17 protein-coding genes and 1 tRNA gene are annotated in these 17,059 nt (G+C 51.9%); 6 read left to right on the forward strand and 12 right to left on the reverse strand.

Annotated elements, in window-relative coordinates; translation table 11 throughout:
• Nucleotides 1-18 precede the first annotated feature (18 nt).
• Nucleotides 19-1,572 (forward strand): IS1182 family transposase, encoded by a 1,554-nt coding sequence (locus B5F22_RS06285; protein WP_087391828.1) that lies wholly within the window; start codon nt 19-21, stop codon nt 1,570-1,572.
• Nucleotides 1,573-1,747: 175 nt separating this feature from the next.
• On the opposite strand, the gene B5F22_RS06290 is transcribed toward B5F22_RS06285, so the two are convergent.
• From B5F22_RS06290 to fabG, 8 genes are all read right to left on the reverse strand, one after another.
• Nucleotides 1,748-2,125: a type II toxin-antitoxin system death-on-curing family toxin gene (locus B5F22_RS06290; protein ID WP_087391830.1), complete on the reverse strand. Its 378-nt coding sequence runs from the start codon at nt 2,123-2,125 to the stop codon at nt 1,748-1,750.
• The gene (locus B5F22_RS06295; RefSeq protein WP_158096639.1) at nt 2,122-2,370 is read right to left on the reverse strand and encodes a type II toxin-antitoxin system RelB/DinJ family antitoxin; all 249 of its coding nucleotides are present in this window, start codon (nt 2,368-2,370) and stop codon (nt 2,122-2,124) included. The genes B5F22_RS06290 and B5F22_RS06295 overlap by 4 nt, the downstream gene beginning before the upstream one ends.
• A 362-nt stretch (nt 2,371-2,732) precedes the next feature.
• Nucleotides 2,733-3,434: an ABC transporter ATP-binding protein gene (locus tag B5F22_RS06300; protein WP_087391834.1), complete on the reverse strand. Its 702-nt coding sequence runs from the start codon at nt 3,432-3,434 to the stop codon at nt 2,733-2,735.
• A gap of 4 nt (nt 3,435-3,438) precedes the next feature.
• On the reverse strand, nt 3,439-4,260 hold the full coding sequence (locus B5F22_RS06305; RefSeq protein WP_242954919.1) for an ABC transporter ATP-binding protein: 822 nt from the start codon (nt 4,258-4,260) through the stop codon (nt 3,439-3,441).
• Between the two features lie 22 nt (nt 4,261-4,282).
• Nucleotides 4,283-5,362, reverse strand: coding sequence for a branched-chain amino acid ABC transporter permease (locus tag B5F22_RS06310; protein ID WP_087391837.1), 1,080 nt, complete (start codon nt 5,360-5,362; stop codon nt 4,283-4,285).
• 10 nt (nt 5,363-5,372) lie between these two features.
• Nucleotides 5,373-6,293 carry a branched-chain amino acid ABC transporter permease gene (locus tag B5F22_RS06315; RefSeq protein ID WP_087391839.1) on the reverse strand — a complete coding sequence of 307 codons (921 nt, stop codon included), beginning with the start codon at nt 6,291-6,293 and terminating at the stop codon, nt 5,373-5,375.
• Nucleotides 6,294-6,435: 142 nt separating this feature from the next.
• Nucleotides 6,436-7,605, reverse strand: a complete 1,170-nt coding sequence (locus B5F22_RS06320; protein ID WP_087391841.1) for an ABC transporter substrate-binding protein — start codon at nt 7,603-7,605, stop codon at nt 6,436-6,438.
• A gap of 158 nt (nt 7,606-7,763) precedes the next feature.
• On the reverse strand, nt 7,764-8,495 hold the full coding sequence (fabG, locus tag B5F22_RS06325; RefSeq protein ID WP_087391843.1) for a 3-oxoacyl-ACP reductase FabG: 732 nt from the start codon (nt 8,493-8,495) through the stop codon (nt 7,764-7,766).
• A 100-nt stretch (nt 8,496-8,595) separates the two neighbouring features.
• Here fabG and B5F22_RS06330 point away from each other — a divergent pair.
• Nucleotides 8,596-8,672 (forward strand) — tRNA-Val (locus tag B5F22_RS06330).
• A 272-nt stretch (nt 8,673-8,944) separates the two neighbouring features.
• Entirely contained in the window at nt 8,945-9,241 is a 297-nt protein-coding gene (locus B5F22_RS06335) for a DUF2442 domain-containing protein (protein WP_087391846.1), read from the forward strand.
• A 60-nt stretch (nt 9,242-9,301) separates the two neighbouring features.
• Here the strand turns inward: B5F22_RS06335 and B5F22_RS06340 are convergent, their stop codons facing one another.
• Nucleotides 9,302-9,622 carry a hypothetical protein gene (locus B5F22_RS06340; protein WP_204210535.1) on the reverse strand — a complete coding sequence of 107 codons (321 nt, stop codon included), beginning with the start codon at nt 9,620-9,622 and terminating at the stop codon, nt 9,302-9,304.
• Nucleotides 9,623-9,751: 129 nt separating this feature from the next.
• Here B5F22_RS06340 and B5F22_RS06345 point away from each other — a divergent pair, with 129 nt between their 5' ends.
• The gene (locus B5F22_RS06345) at nt 9,752-10,441 is read left to right on the forward strand and encodes a hypothetical protein (RefSeq protein ID WP_087391848.1); all 690 of its coding nucleotides are present in this window, start codon (nt 9,752-9,754) and stop codon (nt 10,439-10,441) included.
• 180 nt (nt 10,442-10,621) lie between these two features.
• On the opposite strand, the gene B5F22_RS06350 is transcribed toward B5F22_RS06345, so the two are convergent.
• A complete protein-coding gene (locus B5F22_RS06350) occupies nt 10,622-11,665 on the reverse strand; it encodes a virulence RhuM family protein (RefSeq protein ID WP_087391850.1) in 1,044 nt (347 codons plus the stop codon).
• Between the two features lie 4 nt (nt 11,666-11,669).
• Complete coding sequence (locus B5F22_RS06355; protein WP_087391852.1) at nt 11,670-13,232, reverse strand: type I restriction-modification system subunit M; 1,563 nt, start codon at nt 13,230-13,232, stop codon at nt 11,670-11,672.
• 664 nt (nt 13,233-13,896) lie between these two features.
• On the opposite strand from B5F22_RS06355, the gene B5F22_RS06360 reads away from it, so the two are divergent.
• Together B5F22_RS06360 and B5F22_RS06365 are read left to right on the forward strand one after the other, a co-directional pair.
• On the forward strand, nt 13,897-15,180 hold the full coding sequence (locus B5F22_RS06360; RefSeq protein WP_087391854.1) for an FRG domain-containing protein: 1,284 nt from the start codon (nt 13,897-13,899) through the stop codon (nt 15,178-15,180).
• A 214-nt stretch (nt 15,181-15,394) separates the two neighbouring features.
• Entirely contained in the window at nt 15,395-15,820 is a 426-nt protein-coding gene (locus tag B5F22_RS06365; protein WP_087391856.1) for a hypothetical protein, read from the forward strand.
• 1,004 nt (nt 15,821-16,824) lie between these two features.
• On the opposite strand, the gene B5F22_RS12460 is transcribed toward B5F22_RS06365, so the two are convergent.
• A partial coding sequence (locus B5F22_RS12460; RefSeq protein WP_204210537.1) for a hypothetical protein occupies nt 16,825-17,059 on the reverse strand: 235 nt, incomplete at its 5' end.

A 17,059-nucleotide genomic window follows, 5' to 3' on the forward strand; every position in this document is an offset into this window, starting at 1 on the left:
TTGCTTTACTCTTAATTTGTGCGAAAAAAAGAAAAGCAAGACCAGTATAGGGTATATGAGCACCACGGTCAACTGGTACTTGCTCTAAATTCAGAAATGATGATACCGGAGAACGCACCTGTCCGTCTGCTAAACGCCCAGCTTGAGGAACTGGAGTACGGGAAACTGTATGAAGCGTATTCTTCCAAAGGGAGAAAATCGGCGGCGGAGCCCCGGGTGTTGTTCAAGGTATTGGTACACGGCTATCTGTGCGGGATCTACTCCAGCCGGAAACTGGAGGAGGCCTGTCAGTACCGGATCGACTTCAGATGGCTGTTGGAGGACCGAAAAGCTCCGGATTACAGCACGCTTTCGCGGTTTCGCACGGGGCGGTGCAAAGAAGCAGTGGAGGACCTGTTCTACCAGTTTGTGCGGAAGCTGGAGGGGATGGGGGAAACAGATCACAAAGCGGTGTTCCTGGACGGGACGAAGCTGGAAAGCCGTGCGGGACGGTATACGTTTGTCTGGCGGAAGAGCGTGGAAAAGCAGCTGGCCCGGGTGAAGGAGAAGCTAAAAGCCCTGACCGGATTGACCACATCCGCGGCCGTGCGCGCTCTGCTGCAAGAGGAAGCCAAGGGGATTGAGTTTGTCAGCGGGAAAGGCAGCCGTAAGAGTCAGGCTCAGCGGGACTGGGAGGAAAAGCAGACCCTTCTGGAGCGGTGGGAGCGGTATGAAGAAATGCTCTCCACCATGGGGGAAGGACGCAACAGCTATTCCAAAACCGACCCGGAGGCCACCTTCATGCGGATGAAAGAGGACCATATGAGAAATGGTCAGCTGAAGCCGGGATATAATGTTCAAATTGCCGTGAACAGCGAATATATCACCGGAATAGAAGCGTTTTCAGACCGCACAGATGTGAGGACGCTGCGTCCCATGCTGGAGCAGCTGTCTCAATGGCACCGGACCCGCTACGAGGAAGTAGTGACGGACGCGGGTTATGAAAGCCTGGAGAACTATCTGTACCTGGAGCAGAACGGCCAGATGTGCTTCATAAAGCCCACCAACTACGACCAGAAGAGGACAAAAAAATTTCAAAAGCAGGTGGGCCGCATTGAGAACATGGAATATAACCCCGAAGAGGACAGCTTCACCTGCGCCCAGGACAGGAAGCTGCATCTGCGGCGGGAGGCCACAGAAGTCCGGGACGAACAGCTGGTATCCACCGCCTGGTACCGGTGCGAAGATTGCAGCGGCTGTCCCTGCCGGGCACAGTGCTGCCGGGCCAAGGACCCGGACAAGCCCAAGGAACTTGTACTGCGGAAAACCTTCTGGGAAAAACGGGAGCAGGCAGAGAAAAATATCAGGACGGAACGTGGGATCCATCTGTGTCTTTGCCGCTCCATCCAGGTGGAGGGCGCGTTTGGCCTGCTGAAAAACGACTTTGGATTCCGCCGCTTTCTGACCTGGGGCAAGGCCAACATCCGCACAGAGCTGTTCCTGCTGGCCCTGGCCTTTGATCTGAAAAAGCTGTGGATGAAGCGGGAACAGGGCAGGCTCCAGACCCGTGTGTCCATGAAAATGACCTCGTAGCCCCCGCAAAACAGAAAAGTTTTCCACATAGACGCAGGTGGACCGCCTGGGTCTGGTTTGTTGTACACATTTGAGCTGAACAGAGCCACATTTTATGAACATTTAGAACTGTTTGCCCTTTCCCGGGCAAAAAAGGGCCTGCCGCAGAATTTTTCCATTCTGCGACAGGCCCTGTTTATATGAGATGTTGTTGAATCCATTGGTGCAGATCGGGTTCCTTTGCCGTTCCACTGGCGATACTGATAAACATATCCGCCAGTTCCCCTTCCTGTAATCGAAGGGTGTACCCATTCCATTTTAACAGCAGCTGGACCACCATGGCTCCGATGCGCTTGTTTCCATCCAAGAAGGCGTGGTTGGATGCCAAGCCAAAGCCAATACGGGCAATTTTATCAATCTCTCCCGGAAACAGTTCCACTCCACCAAAGGATTGGAGCGGGGCGGAGATGGCAGATTCCAAAACAGAACGATCTCGCAATCCATCTATGCCACCGCTTTTCTGGATAACCCGGGAGTGGATGGCAATCACATCCTCTGCGGTGACCCAGATCATTCTGCCATCCTCTTATAGTCGGCAGAAAACGCATCCAAAAGGGCGTCGGCATCCGCCAACATCTGTGCCCGTGTCACCGGGGCGGGAGCGTCCAGCGTTACGGCAAAGGGCATACCGCCGGTGCGCACAAAGGCATTGGCAAAGATATTAAAGGCAGTGGACGGGGTCATTCCCAGCTGTGCACAAATTTCGGTCATCTGTGCTTTGGTCTGGCTGTCCATGCGAAAGGTCATATTGGTATCCATATCAATCCCTCCTTGCACTACAATTATAGTGCGTATTTTGTACATTGTCAATGCAACGGAGAGAGGACAACCTTCCACGCAAAAAAGACGATGCAGACCAGTTCGGTTCTGCATCGTCTCAGATGGGGAAAAAACACAAGTTTACCAAGAAAAATAAATGATCTTTTATGGGTAAAAAGCCCTCGGCAGAGTTTTCCCGCCCGGGGGCGGGAAAATAAATTGAAATCCGTTTTTTTCGGGGACATGTGCATCGGAAAAAACATCTCTCAGCCCGCCAGTGTGGCCTTGGGTCGTCCTTTGACCCAAGGGTGCATGCAGCGGGCTGCAACTTTTTCCGAAATATGCTTGCATATTTCGGAGGGCTATCCGCCCAAGTAAGCTTTCTTTACGGATTCATCATTGAGCAGCTGGGCGCCCGTGCCGGTGGAGACGATCTTGCCTGTCTCCAGTACGTAGGCCCGGTCGGCCACGGACAGGGCCATCTGGGCGTTCTGCTCCACCAGCAAAATGGTGGTGCCCGCCTTGTGGAGAGAGCGGATGATGTCAAAGATCTGTTCCACCAGGATGGGGGCCAGACCCATGGACGGCTCGTCCAGCATCAGCAGCTTGGGGTTGGACATGAGGGCTCGACCCATGGCCAGCATCTGCTGCTCGCCGCCGGACAGGGTGCCCGCCACCTGACGGCGGCGTTCGCTCAGGCGGGGGAACAGCTCATAGGCCCGTTCCAGACCACCTGCCACGGTGGACTTGGGCTGGCTGTAAGCGCCCATCTCCAGGTTCTCCTCCACCGTCATCTGGAGGAAGACCCGGCGTCCCTCAGGGACCTGGGCCAGGCCCTTGCCCACCAGCTTGTGGGCGGGGTGGCCCATGATATTCTCCCCCATAAACTCAATGGAGCCGGTGCGGGAGTGGAGCAGGCCGGAGACGGTCTGCAAGGTGGTGGTTTTACCCGCCCCGTTGGCGCCAATGAGGGTGACGATCTCGCCGTCATTGACCTCAAAGGACACTCCCTTGATGGCGTGGATGGCGCCGTAATAGACGTTGATGTCGTTGACCTTCAGCATGGTCTTAGCCCTCCTTCTGTTTGCCCAGATAGGCCTCGATGACCACCGGGTTGTTCTGAATCTCCTCGGCGGTGCCCTTGGCGATGATCTGGCCGAAGTTGAGCACGCAGATGCCCTCGCAGATACCCATGACCAGGTTCATGTCGTGCTCAATGAGCATGATGGCAATGTGGAAGGTGTCACGAATTTTCACGATGTTTTCCATCAGCTCCACCGTCTCGGAGGGGTTCATGCCCGCCGCCGGCTCGTCCAGCAGCAGCAGGGAGGGGTTGGTGGCCAGGGCCCGGACAATCTCCAGCCGCCGCTGGGCACCGTAGGGGAGGGAGCCAGCCTTGTGACCCGCCAGATCCTGCATGTCGAAGATGGACAGCAGCTCCATGGCGCTCTCGTGGGCCATTTTCTCCTGTTTCCAGTAGTTGGGCAGGCGGAGGATGCCGGACAGGGCATTGTATCGGGTCTGGTTGTGGAGGCCGATCTTCACGTTGTCCTCCACGGACAGGTTGTTAAACAGCCGGATGTTCTGGAAGGTACGGGCGATGCCCATGCGGTTGACCTGGGCGGGAGTCTTTCCGGCGGTGTCCATGCCGTCCACCAGAATGGTGCCCCGGGTGGGGTGGTAGACCTTGGTGAGCAGGTTGAACACGGTGGTTTTGCCGGCACCGTTGGGGCCGATGAGTCCGGCGATCTCGGTGCGGCCCACGGTGATGTTGAAGTCCTTCACCGCCGCCAGACCGCCGAAGTCGATGCCCAAGTGGCTGCACTCCAGAATGGGGGACTTGTACAGGTCACGCTCAGGGATGATGGAGTGGCTGGGGACGGGGACCATTTTCCCCTTTTCAAACACTTTTTTAGCCATTGACGGCGGCCCCCTTTCTTCTCTTGGGAATCACACGGCTCAGAGCCGCCTTGAAGCGCTCGTTGTTGGTGGCCAGCATCACCAGGATGAGGACCACGGCGTAGGCCAACATGCGGTAGTCGGAGAATTCACGCAGGGCCTCAGGCAGGACGTACAGCACCACGGTGGCGATGATGGAGCCCCAGATGTTGCCCAGACCGCCCAGCACCACGTACACCAGCACCAGGATGGAGGTGTTGAAGTCGAACTGGTCGGCGCTGACGCTGGAGTAGTTCAGGCCGAACAGCGCGCCAGCGGCACCCGCCAGGGCGGCGGAGGTGACAAAGGCGATGAGCTTGTATTTGGTGACGTTGATGCCCACGCTCTCGGCGGCAATGCGGTTGTCCCGGATGGCCATAACCGCCCGTCCGGTGCGGCTGCGCACCAGGTTGAGCACGATGATGAGGGTGATCATCACCAGCACAAATCCGGCGGTAAAGGTGGCAATGCGGTGGTTACCGGCGGCTCCCTGAGCGCCCTTGATGATCTGGATGGCGCCTTCCTCCAGGTGCAGGCTGTCCATGGTCTTGGTGCCGTCGATGTTCAGGGCGATGTGGAGCCCGTTTTCATCCCAGCCTACCAGCAGGCAGTTGATGATGCCCTTGATGATCTCGCCGAAGGCCAGGGTGACAATGGCCAGGTAGTCGCCCCGGAGACGCAGCACCGGGATACCCACCACAAAGCCCACCACAGCGGCCAGAATGGCGCCAACCACCAGAGCCAGCACCAGCCGGACCAGCTCATTGGGCACACAGCTCTGGAGGCTCATGGACACGATGACGCCGGAGAAAGCGCCCACACTCATAAAACCGGCATGGCCCAGGGACAGCTCACCCAGAATGCCCACGGTGAGGTTCAGCGACACCGCCATACAGATGTAGCAGCAGATGGGCACCAACATACCGGTCATGGAGCGGGTGAGCATTCCAGCGGACTGGAGCAGGGTCACAATCACAAAGGCGGCGATGACGCCCAGATAGGTGGCGTAGTCCACCTTGGTGATGGTTTTCATGTTTTTGAAGTAGTTTTTCATATCCGCCACCTCACACTTTCTCAGGCACGTACTTGCCCAGCAGACCGGAGGGCTTCACCAGCAGCACCACAATGAGCACGGCGAAGAGGATGGCGTTGGACAGCTGGGTGGAGATGTACGCCTGGGCCATGGACTCGATGATGCCCAACAGGATGCCGCCCAGGAAGGCCCCGGGGATGGAGCCGATGCCGCCGAACACGGCGGCGGTAAAGGCCTTGATGCCGGGCATAGAGCCGGTGGTGGGCAGCAGCACCGGGGAGTAGGAGCACAGCAGCACCCCGGCGATGGCGGCCAGAGCAGAGCCGATGGCAAAGGTCATGGAGATGGTGCGGTTGACGTGGATACCCATGAGCTGAGCCGCGCCCTTGTCCTCCGAGCAGGCCCGCATGGCTTTACCCATCTTGCTGCGGTTAGTGAACAGGGTCAGACACACCATGATGACGATACAGGCGACTACGGTGAGCAGAGCCACATAGGAGATGCGCAGCTGGCCGCCGAACAAGGTCAGCTGTCCGCTGATGACGGGGGTGAAGTTCTTGGGGTTGGCTCCAAAGAGCAGCTGGGCGGCGTTTTGCAAAAAGTAGCTCACGCCGATGGCGGTGATCAGCACCGCCAGGCTCCCCGCCTCCCGCAGAGGGCGGTAGGCCAGGCCCTCAATGACGATGCCCAGCACCGTGCACACGGCCATGGCCAGCAGCACGCACACCAGCGTGGACAGCCCGGTGGCCACCGTTGAGGGAGAATCCCCCAACAGGGAGCCGCTGGCATAGGTCATGGAGTAGAAGGCCACATAGCCGCCTACCATGATGACGTCGCCGTGGGCGAAGTTGAGCATCTTGGCGATGCCATACACCATGGTATAGCCCAGGGCGATGATGGCGTAGATGCTGCCCAGACTGATACCGGTGATCAGGTATGATAGAAATTCCATAAGCTCTCGATCCTCTCTTTTTCTCCTCTATTCCAGGAGCCAGAACGGAAGGGGTTCCGTGCCGGCTTCTGGGATAGAAATACAGAGTGGCTGCCGGAGCCCGGCAGCCTGCCCTGTGTTTTATTCGGATTGGATGGTTGCGTCAGGGAGTGACGTAGGTGCCGTCCTTGATGATGACGGCGGCGGGGTCCTTGGACACGGCGCCGTTGTCGTCCCAAGTCATCTCAGACCCGGCGCTGGTCAGGCCCGCCACAGACAGATCGCCCATGGCCTGGATGAGGCCGTCGCAGATCTCCTCGTTGGACATGTCGGGGGTGACACCGGAGGCCTTAATGGCTTCGTAGAGGATGTACACGGCGTCATAGGCATCGGCGGCGAACTGGTTGGGGGTCTCGCCGTTGTGGCGCTCTTTGTACTCGTTCACGAAGTTCTGGGTTGCCTCGTCCTGGGCGTCGGCGGAGAAGGGAGTCAGCAGATACACGCCCTCAGCCAGAGAGGCATCGAAGCCGTCAGCGGTCAAAATGCCGTCCATACCGTCCACACCGAAGAAGGTGGGGGCGTAGCCCATGGCGTTGGCCTGGGTCAGAATGACGGAGGCGGGGGTGTAGTAGATGGGCAGGAACAGCAGGTCGGCTCCGGCGGACTGTGCGCCGGTGAGCTGTACGTTGAAGTCGGTCTGGCTGGAGCTGTCGAAGGTGCCCTCATAGACCACGTCCATGCCGCGGGTCTTGGCCTCGGCGGCGAAGGTGTCCCGGATGCCCTGGGAATAGGGATCGTCATTTTTATAGATGATGGCGATCTTGGCGTCGTCAAAGTGCTCGTCGATGTACTGAGCGGAGCGGCTGCCCTGGTTGGAGTCGGTGAAGCACACCTGATAGGTGTTGTCGTTGCCCTCAATGACGTCGTCACCGGAGGCGGAGGGGGTGAGGGTAAACACCCGGTCCTCATTGGACAGAGGAGACACGGACAGGGCGGGCTTGGAGGTGACGGTGCCCACCAGCATCTGCATGCCCTTGTCCATCAGCTGGTTGTAGGCGTTGACCGAGGTCTCGGGGTCGTTGACGTCGTCGGCGGAGATGAGCTGAAACTGGATGTCACCGCCCAGGGCGTTGATCTCATCCACAGCAATCTGAGCGGCGTTGACCACGTTGGTACCGTAAATGGCGGCGTCTCCAGTGAGGGGGCCCACCACACCCACGGTGAACACGTTGGAGTCGCTGCTGCCTGTATTGTCCTTGTTGCCGCAGCCGGCCAGCATACCCATACACATGGCGCCTGCCATGAGCATCGCTGCAATCTGCTTCTTTTTCATTGTAACAACCTCCCATTTTACCGATTTAACACGCTGCAAGAGAATCGGTAAGATTGTTGACAATTATAGACCTGGGTCACAAGATTGTCAACCTATAAAATGAACAATGACCGTCCACGTGGGACGGTCATTGTGTTGCATACTGACGACAAAATGTCTTAGATTACCAGGCCGCCGTTGGGAGCCAGCACCTGACCGGTGACAAAGGAGGCCCCTTCTGAGGCCAAAAACAGGGCGCAGGCGGCGCATTCCTCCGGCGTTCCGATGCGGCCCAAGGGGGTCTCGTCGGCCAGAGCCTCCAGGTCTTCGGGGGATAAATGGGCGTTCATCTCGGTGGCGATGACGCCGGGGGCAATGCAGTTGACCCGAATGTTTGAAGGGCCAACTTCCTGTGCCAGAGCCTTAGTATAGGTAATGACGGCACCTTTTGTGGCCGAATAGGCCACCTCACAGGAGGCTCCCACCTGGCCCCACATGGAGGAAACGGTGAGGATGCACCCCTCTTTGCGGTGGACCATGTGGGGCAGTACGGCCTGGCAGCAGTAGTGCATGCCGTCCACGTTGACCCCGAAGAGGGTTTTCCACTGCTGGGGGTCAATGTCCGTGACCAGACCCACATGGGACAGGCCAGAGCAACAAACCAAAATGTCAAGTTGACAAAATTTTTCTAACACATTGTCAACCATGGTTTTGGCCTGGACGGGGTCGGACAGGTCGGCGCACACCTCCAGCACGGGCACGGAGAGGTTGGAGAGCTCCTGGGCCAGGGCGTGGAGCTTGTCCACGTTGCGGTGGGCGTGGATGGCCACGCCGTACCCGGCCTGGGCGAAGGCCCGGGCCGTGGCGGCGCCGATGCCGCCGGAGGCGCCGGTTATCAGAGCGTATTTCATACGATCACCTCGGGATAGAATAAAAAGAGTATAACATGAAAAAAAGGTGTTGACAAGAAAGGGGGTATTATGTATAATAGCATTCGTTCCCGTGAGCAATGGACGATTAGCTCAGCTGGTATGAGCACCTGCTTGACGTGCAGGGGGTCACAGGTTCGAGTCCTGTATCGTCCACCATAAAAACCGCTGTTTTCGAGAGAAAACAGCGGTTTTTCTTTACTTTTTTCTGCCATTCACGGGACGAGCCCTGACCACATATTCGTTTTGACCACAGTTTAGTCACAGACAGGAAAAATAACGCTCTGATTCCAGATCAGAGAGAAATCCAAATTGTTTGGGCTGATTTTGGTTGTAAAAATACCTCTGGTTTGCTATGCTGAACAGGAAGGTGAGGGCTGATGATGCCCACTTCATCGAATGAACCCCCTGATCTGAGAAAGGAGGCTGCTATGGAGTTAATCCCCCAGGTTGTCCAGGCTGTGGCCGGACAAAATTACTCTGTCTACGTCTATTTCCACGATGGTACCGTGCGGCTTCTGGACGCATCCCCACTAGTGCAAAAGGGTGGCGTGTTTGCGCCCTTGCAGGATGCCGACTTCTTCCGGGATCGGCTGACCGTCTTAAACGATACGGTGGCGTGGGATGTGGACGGAAACCGAGATCCTTGCACCTGTATTGATCTTGACCCTTGCCAGCTGTATAAGGCCTGTCCCATCGTAGAGGACCCCCTCAGAGATGCGAATTAAGTTAAATATTGATACAAGAGCCACACGCCAGAAGTATTCCTTCCGGAGTGTGGCTTTTTCTCAGCTTGCTGTTTTCTTAGCTCTGAGGAGGGCCAGTTCCTGTTTCATCTCTGTGATCAGTACGGCCAGCTTCTCCTCACATTCCGCCTCCGTGGGGGCGTAGATGTTCCGGGCTATGCGCTTGCCGTTTACTTTTGGGGAGTAGCGTCCCTCCCAGAGGTGGTCGTTGATCTGGGTCACACAGTCGGTTCCCGGCTTGCGGTATTTGCCCTTCACCGCCTGGAAGGGGATGGCTGTGGCTGGCCTGTTGGGCTTGGGATTGGGGGGCGGCTCCACCCCGGCAATGCCCCGGTCGATGCGGTCTGCGGCTCTCTGACGCATTTCATCGCTGACATGAGCGTAGACGTATTGCAACTACATCAAGGTAAATTTCTTTTTCGTCTGTCGGCACCACACTTGCCACGTCGGGAGATAACGGTTACAATGGTGGTAAAGAAAGGGGGCTTGTGTATGGCAACAATCCGATGTCCGCACTGCGGCAGTCCTGTCATGGTGCGGGGAAACCGCTGGGAGTGTGGCTGGTGTGGGGATTTTGGGAACATTTCCTCTCTGTTTCCCTCTGAACAGGCCAAGCTGGCCCCCAAAAAAAGTACACCCAAAATTACGTTGAGTTTCACCGTCTCTGTGGAGGACACTACGCCTCCACCACGCCATTTTACCCGTACAGAACTGGTGGATATGGTGCGCCGCTGGGACTTCTCCGAAAACGAGTGGGCCTGCCGGGATCTGCTGATTGCGGACTTCCCCGATGCTGTCCGGCGATGGACGGCGGAGGAGCTGGAGGATATGGACACCCAGGATCTCCTATGTGAAGTCGGTGACAGCGACCCCCAGACCGCAGTTCAGATGATGAAGCTGCTGTTGGACACGGCAGAAAGTCACCTCCAGGAACCAGAGGTGGCCGAGCAACTATTGGGATGGGATATGTGCGTTCTGTGCCGAAATCAGTTTGTCCAAGCTCCCCTTTTGAAACAACTCAAACACGACGACCGTTTGGCCCAGCAGCTATTTCGGAGTGCCTATGTAGGGGATTCTCAGGAAGATTTGTTGGATGCGTGCGACTGGTTTGGGGAGGCAGATCTGAAAAAGTACCTCTATTCTCTTATGACTCAAAATCCCTATTTCGAAGGATTTGACTAAATGGAACAACCCGGCCTGTGTCAATCACGGGCCGGGCCTTCCTGCTTTTTGCGACGTTTTCTTATCTTTGATAACCGTGTACTAAAATCGTTCTGTAAATGGAGATAAGTTACAACTCTGCCGATATGCACGAACTGTACCCATCCGGGCAAAGCTGCTGAATCAGCTCCTCCAACCAGCTTATTCCATGATTCCCTCACCGTGCTCCAGCATGAACCGATCAAAATCACTGGTATAGAGCTGATCCTGCACAATGCGGTATTTTTCAAACTCTGTTTCTGCGTGGATCTTTGCCATTTCAGCTGAGATTTTCCCCGCATCCTGCAACACGTCCCGATCCCACATGGTCAAAAAGCCATTTAGACGCTGTTCCCAGTCCGCCATGGTCATGGGGATTTTCCGTTCTGCCTGCATTTCTGCCAAGTCCAGATAAGCGGATACCAGCCGGGACAGCTGGTGCAGCTCTTCTTCAGTCAGGTAGTTTTTTGCCACCACCACATCGGATTTATGGATTTTTCCATCGGGGTATCCGTCCCAGTTTGTCAGCCCCATATGCTCTTTCTCGGCGTCCGCACGGTTGTAGACCACCTCTGCCGCTGTCTGCCCATGGACACTGTAATGCAGCTTGTTTTGTACCGCTGCAAAAAACCTGCGGGTGGCTTTGGCGCTGGGGTCATAGTCCAGCGCAGTGGCATAAATATCGGTGATTTTTTGATAAAACTTCCGCTCAGAAAGACGGATTTCCCGGATTTTCTCCAGCTGTTTCTCAAAGTATTTCTCTGTCAGAACCGTTCCACCGTTTTTCAGGCGTTCCTCATCCATCACCCAGCCCTGGATGGTATAATCCTTGACGATTCCATTTGCCCACTTGCGAAATTGTACGGCTCTTTCATTGTTGACCTTGAAACCCACGGAAATAATCATGGGTAGATTATAGTGATTTACTTCACGATTCACCTGACGGGTGCCTTCTGTTTGAACTATCCGGAATTTCCGGATAGTTGCCGATTCTTCCAATTCAGCATCAGAATAGATTTTTTTGATATGGTCGTTGACCGTTCTGACATCCACATCATACAGTGTGGCCATCATCTTTTGCGTCAGCCAGATGTTTTCGTCCTCGTACCGCATTTCAAAGCTCTGCTGTGTATCACCGGTGGCGGCTACAAAGGTCAGGTACTCTGCAGCGGAAGAACGAATCAACTTATTGTCTTTGTCCTGCATGGAGTTACACCTCAATTCTTGCAATAATCTTGTCAATTTCCGCCCGTAGCACTTCCTCCCGTGCCACGATCTGGGCGATCTCGGCGTTGAGCTGCACAATGTCAATTTTCTCCCGGGTGTCCTCGGCCTCCACATAGGTGGAGACAGACAGGTTATACTCCTGCTCGGCGATCTCCTCATAGGTGGCCAGATGGGAGAAGTGAGCCTCCTCGGTGCGGTTTGCAAAGGTATCCACAATGCGGCTGATGTTGTCCGGGGTCAGCTTATTGTTGTTGGTCACCTTGATGCACTCACGGGTGGCATCAATAAATAGGGTCTTGTTGTCCGTCTTGTTCTTTTTCAGCACCATGATACAGGTGGCGATGGTAGTGCCGAAAAACAGGTTGCTGGGCAGCTGAATCACGCAGTCAATGAAGTTGTTGTCGATGAGGTACTTGCGGATCTTCTTTTCTGCTCCGCCTCGGTACAGGATGCCGGGGAAGCAGACGATGGCGGCGGTGCCGTTGGCCGCCAGCCAGGACAGGCTGTGCATGATAAAGGCCATGTCCGCCTTGCTCTTGGGGGCCAACACTCCCGCAGGGGAAAAGCGGGGGTCGTTGATGAGCAGCGGGTTTTCGTCCCCGGCCCACTTGATGGAGTAGGGGGGATTGGAGACGATCAGCTCGAAGGGCTCATCGTCCCAGTGCTGGGGATTGGTCAGGGTGTCTTCACAGGCAATGTCAAATTTGTCAAAGCCAATGTCGTGGAGGAACATATTGATGCGGCACAGGTTATAGGTGGTGATGTTGATCTCCTGCCCATAGAAGCCATTGCGAACCGCATCATGGCCCAGAACCTTCACCGCCTTCAGCAGCAGAGAGCCAGAGCCACAGGCGGGGTCGTACACCTTGTTGATCTCGGTTTTGCCCACAGTACCCAGCCGGGTGAGCAGTTCGGACACATCCGCCGGGGTAAAGAATTCACCGCCGGACTTACCGGCGTTGCTGGCGTACATGGTCATCAAATATTCGTAGGCATCGCCAAAGGCATCGATGTCGTGGTCCTTCACATCGCCCAGGTTCATGTTGGAAACGCCCACCAGCAGTTTCACCAGCTTTTCATTCCGCTTGGCTACGGTGGCCCCCAGCTTGTTGCTGTTTACATCGAAGTCATCAAACAGTCCGGCAAAATCACCTTCCGACTGGCTGCCTTTGGCAGATTCCTCAATGTGGCGGAAGACGGTTTCCAGGGTCTCGTTGAGGTTTTCATCCTGGGCGGCTCTGGCGCACACGTTGCAGAACAGCTCACTGGGCAGAATGAAGAAGCCTTTTTCCTGTACCAGGTCCTCCCGGGCCTCTTCGGCCTCTTCGTCGGACAGCTTGGCATAATCAAAGTCGGCGTTTCCAGCCTCAATCTCGCCGCTGTTGATGTAATTGCAAAGGTTTTCTGAAATATAGCGATAGAACATGGTGCCCAGCACATAGTTCTTGAAGTCCCAGCCATCCACGGCCCCCCGCAGTTCGTCCGCAATAGCCCAGATGGCACGGTGCAGCTCGTCCCGCTCTTGTTCTTTCTTCATATCTGCCACAGTTGTTTCCTCCTGTTTTCTCTATTATCACGGTAGGGAAGTGGTCGTTTGACTTCTCCCACAGTCAGTTTCCGATTTTCTACAATTTATTATTATATTATGTACTCTGAAGATGCACAAGGGGCAGTTTGGTGTCCGTAATAGTCCCATAAATGGGGCTGATTTAGTGGTTGGATGTCTTATTGAGCGAGGTTGAAGTCCAGATGACGAAGTTGCCACTGGATGCAGCAGAAAGCCCCCTCCGGAACTCGGAGGGGGTTTGTAATGACATAATTACAGAGCAGATCAGCTGTTTCATTCATGGGTCAGGCAGACTTTCTTGTCGAGGGAGCTTTTATCTTTGATGACAGTGTATCAAAACTATTTCGTGGGATGTGCCCAACGGCAGGAACTGGCAAAATAATTTTGGTAAGATGCATTTGTAGAGAAAAGGACTCTGAGGTGCTTCATAGGTAGAGCGGAGATACTTGATAATCTAAATACGTTGATTTGTGTTGGTTGATTGCTTTTTCTAGACTCGTGTACTACAATAAATTGGAATCTTGCCGGTGACTACTGAGGTAGGTGTGCTGGGGCAGTCCAACCGATTGAGGAGTAAAAATAGTGAGAAGTTGGCTTTGGGCCACTTATAATGAAACAATGGTCTTTTAGATAGGAGAGAAAAATGGGAAAAGCAATTGAAGGCTCTAATGCCAATTTTGAAATGAATTTTTATAAGCTGCTAGAACTACCACTTGTTAAGAAATCTTTTGATGACATAATATATCGCAAACTCCTCATTGATGGCTACATTTATTGTAATGACGGAATAATCCCCAGCAATAAAACTGTGTTTAAGCCATTAGATACAATTAACCCTGCATTATATAGCATAGTCAAAGATAAGAATCCAGATTCTTATGAAGAATTGTATAACCAGATCAAATCATATGTTCCCGCAGAAAATCGTGAGTTCTCAAATTTAGAAGCGCAGCTAATACTGTATCTTATTTTTCAATTAGGTGGTCCTTGCGCTACTGCAAAAGTACTAATAATGCTCTACCGTTATTACGAAAATAAAATTAAATATCGTCAGTATGGTGGTTTTATTTGTAGATTAGATGTTGAACCGCGCCCGATAAATAGTTTGCATGATTATATAAAACATATTTCTGAACTGTCAGATGTAAAAAATCTATTTTATAGGGGACACTCAAACGTAAATTACATTGCTATACCTTCTTTGTTCCGAGAAAAGAGATTTTATCAAAATGAATATATAATGTATCAAGAATTGGTAATTCGGTGTGCATCCTCGTTTATTAATTGTTCCACTCATCTGGACTTCTTAATAGAAATGCAGCACTATGGGTTACCCACTCGGCTACTGGATATTACATCAAACCCGCTGGTTGCCCTTTATTTTTCATGTGAAAGCAGCAATAATGTGGGTGAGGTTATAGTTTACAATATTGGAAATTCAAGTATGAAGTATGAAAAGTGTGACGAAGTATCAATTTTAACGGCACTACCTATGTTCGACTTTTCTACCCAACAGAGTATCTTGCATGACGTTCACTTTGGAAGTTTGCTAAGTAGCAGATCATATGAAGCACTTATATCTGAAATAAAAACAGAACGTCCTTTGTTGTCAGATGACGTCACTTACAGGAAGCTCACAACACCAGTGTTTGTAAAGCCGGTAAGGAAAAATTCTCGCATATTACGGCAGGAAGGTGCGTTTCTGATTTGGGGGTTAGATGACGTTCACTACGGTGATGGGAAGCAAAGAGCTTCATTTGACGAAGAATTTCGATACAAAGAAGATATGAAGAAAATTGTATACTATGTTCCATCTAAATACAAAAAATCTATAATTGACTCATTAAATCGAGTTGGGATAAACAAGGCTTTTGTTTATCCAGAAATTGACGATGTTGCAGTGTACATAAAAGAAAGCATTAAATAATAATCCTTTTCCAGACTTACACTAAAATACACATATGTTTACAGCCGCAGTACCGAGGCACCTTCCACTATGTCCAATATCACAACAATGAGAAGTCGATACTCCGTATAAAGATTCCATTTACCGTGATTTATCTATCCAACTAGCAATGAATTTGATATTTACCAATAATTATATCCCAATTATCGAAAGAATGAGCATTGGAAGTGATATAATGAGTACTTATAAAGATGCTGACAAGCAGATTGAAATTGACTTGCATTTAGATGAGCTTATAGAAAAAGCCAGAGATGGTACGGTTGAGAATGTAGATTTCACAAAAATCTGGTGTAATATAGCACTAATGCCAGCTTATCGTATCGAGTATATTATTAATTTCTCTGCCCACACAGAGGTTGGTTACAATAGAGATGAGGCTGTAGTATATGGTTTGCTGGTTCGTCTGTTTAAATTGTTGTGTTTCGAGAGGAGAATAGTATGTAAACAGTTAATGACTACAACTTTAGCTGCATTTTTTGAACGGATGATTTTGGAAGGGATTATCAATATTGAATATTTTATCAAATGCTTTGACGAGCGCCTATTAAATGATTTTCGTTTAAATAGTTTAAAAGCTGAGGCTTTTTTGAAAAAACTATAAGAGAAGATATAGCTAAAAATGCAGGGCAATCATCTGATTGGCAGGAACGATTGTTAGCTTCGATACATCATACCTATAAAAAAACTAATAGTTCTTATGAAGAAGTTAGGTCTAAAAAAATAAAGTTGCCTTCAATTAGTGAAAAATTTCGAACAACAGGGAACGAAAGACTTTATGATGTTTCTTATAGAACTAAATGTCATGATATACATGGGGATTGGGTCGATTTGGCACTAAATTACTTGACATTTGATGAGGAAACAGCTCGGTTCTCTCCGAATTTCCAAGAGTATCAAGCCGATCTTCGACAGTTGAATCCGCCCTTGATTATATGTTACGAAATGCTCAAAAAGTTTGTTCAGGACTTCCCTGGTCATGGGCTACCACATAGTTTGTACGATGAAATCACCGACGATCAGCGTATCATTTTATTTTTTGATAGGATGCATTTCAATTTTGTAAATCAATATGACCTATTTGATGGTATTGATACATCTTTTTATGAGAGTTAGCTTTGCATTTCTAGTAGCTGCTTTAGAGTGTTTTGCCCGATAAGTTTGTACTGTCATTTCTACGCTGCCAATAAACTCTTATAGAATAAGGCTGACATTTCAAATAACTGAATGATACTCACTCTAAGAATAAGAACCCATTGCTCGTTGCTTATAATCCATTGATATTACTGGACTTTTCAAATCCTATAATTACGCATAAGCCTTGCGATATGTGGACATGTAGAGTGAGAGCCATTCGTTTGACCATTCCAGAGAAGCATGTCCACGGTAGTAGCATGTGGACCGAATCTAACGAACCCGTGTAATTGGCTGCCCCATTCCTCTTTGTTAACAGCGTACTAAAACCATGGAAAGGCGTAAAAAGTACGGCGTCCATGCCTGTGATGGCTGAGGAAATTGACCACACAACCAGTCACAGACAGTCGTGGAACACGTGGAAACCCTGTGATCGGAAAGTGCTGAAAATCAAGTGGAATGGAATAAAAAGCACTAGAAATAAGCAGAAATTATTAGAAAAAAGTACCCCTGACGCTTGACGTGCAGGGGGTCACAGGTTCGAGTCCTGTATCGTCCACCACAAAAACCGCTGTTTTCGAGAGAAAACAGCGGTTTTTTCGTAACCGTAAAATCTCCCGGCGTATAAAAAGGCCGCCATCTCAGCGCAGAGGCAATGAGATGGCGGTCGGCATTTTCATTATGGTTTTGGAATTTTACATTTCTGAGG

Origin of the sequence: Pseudoflavonifractor sp. An187 (assembly GCF_002160275.1) — a bacterium.
Taxonomy (GTDB): domain Bacteria; phylum Bacillota; class Clostridia; order Oscillospirales; family Oscillospiraceae; genus Enterenecus; species Enterenecus faecium.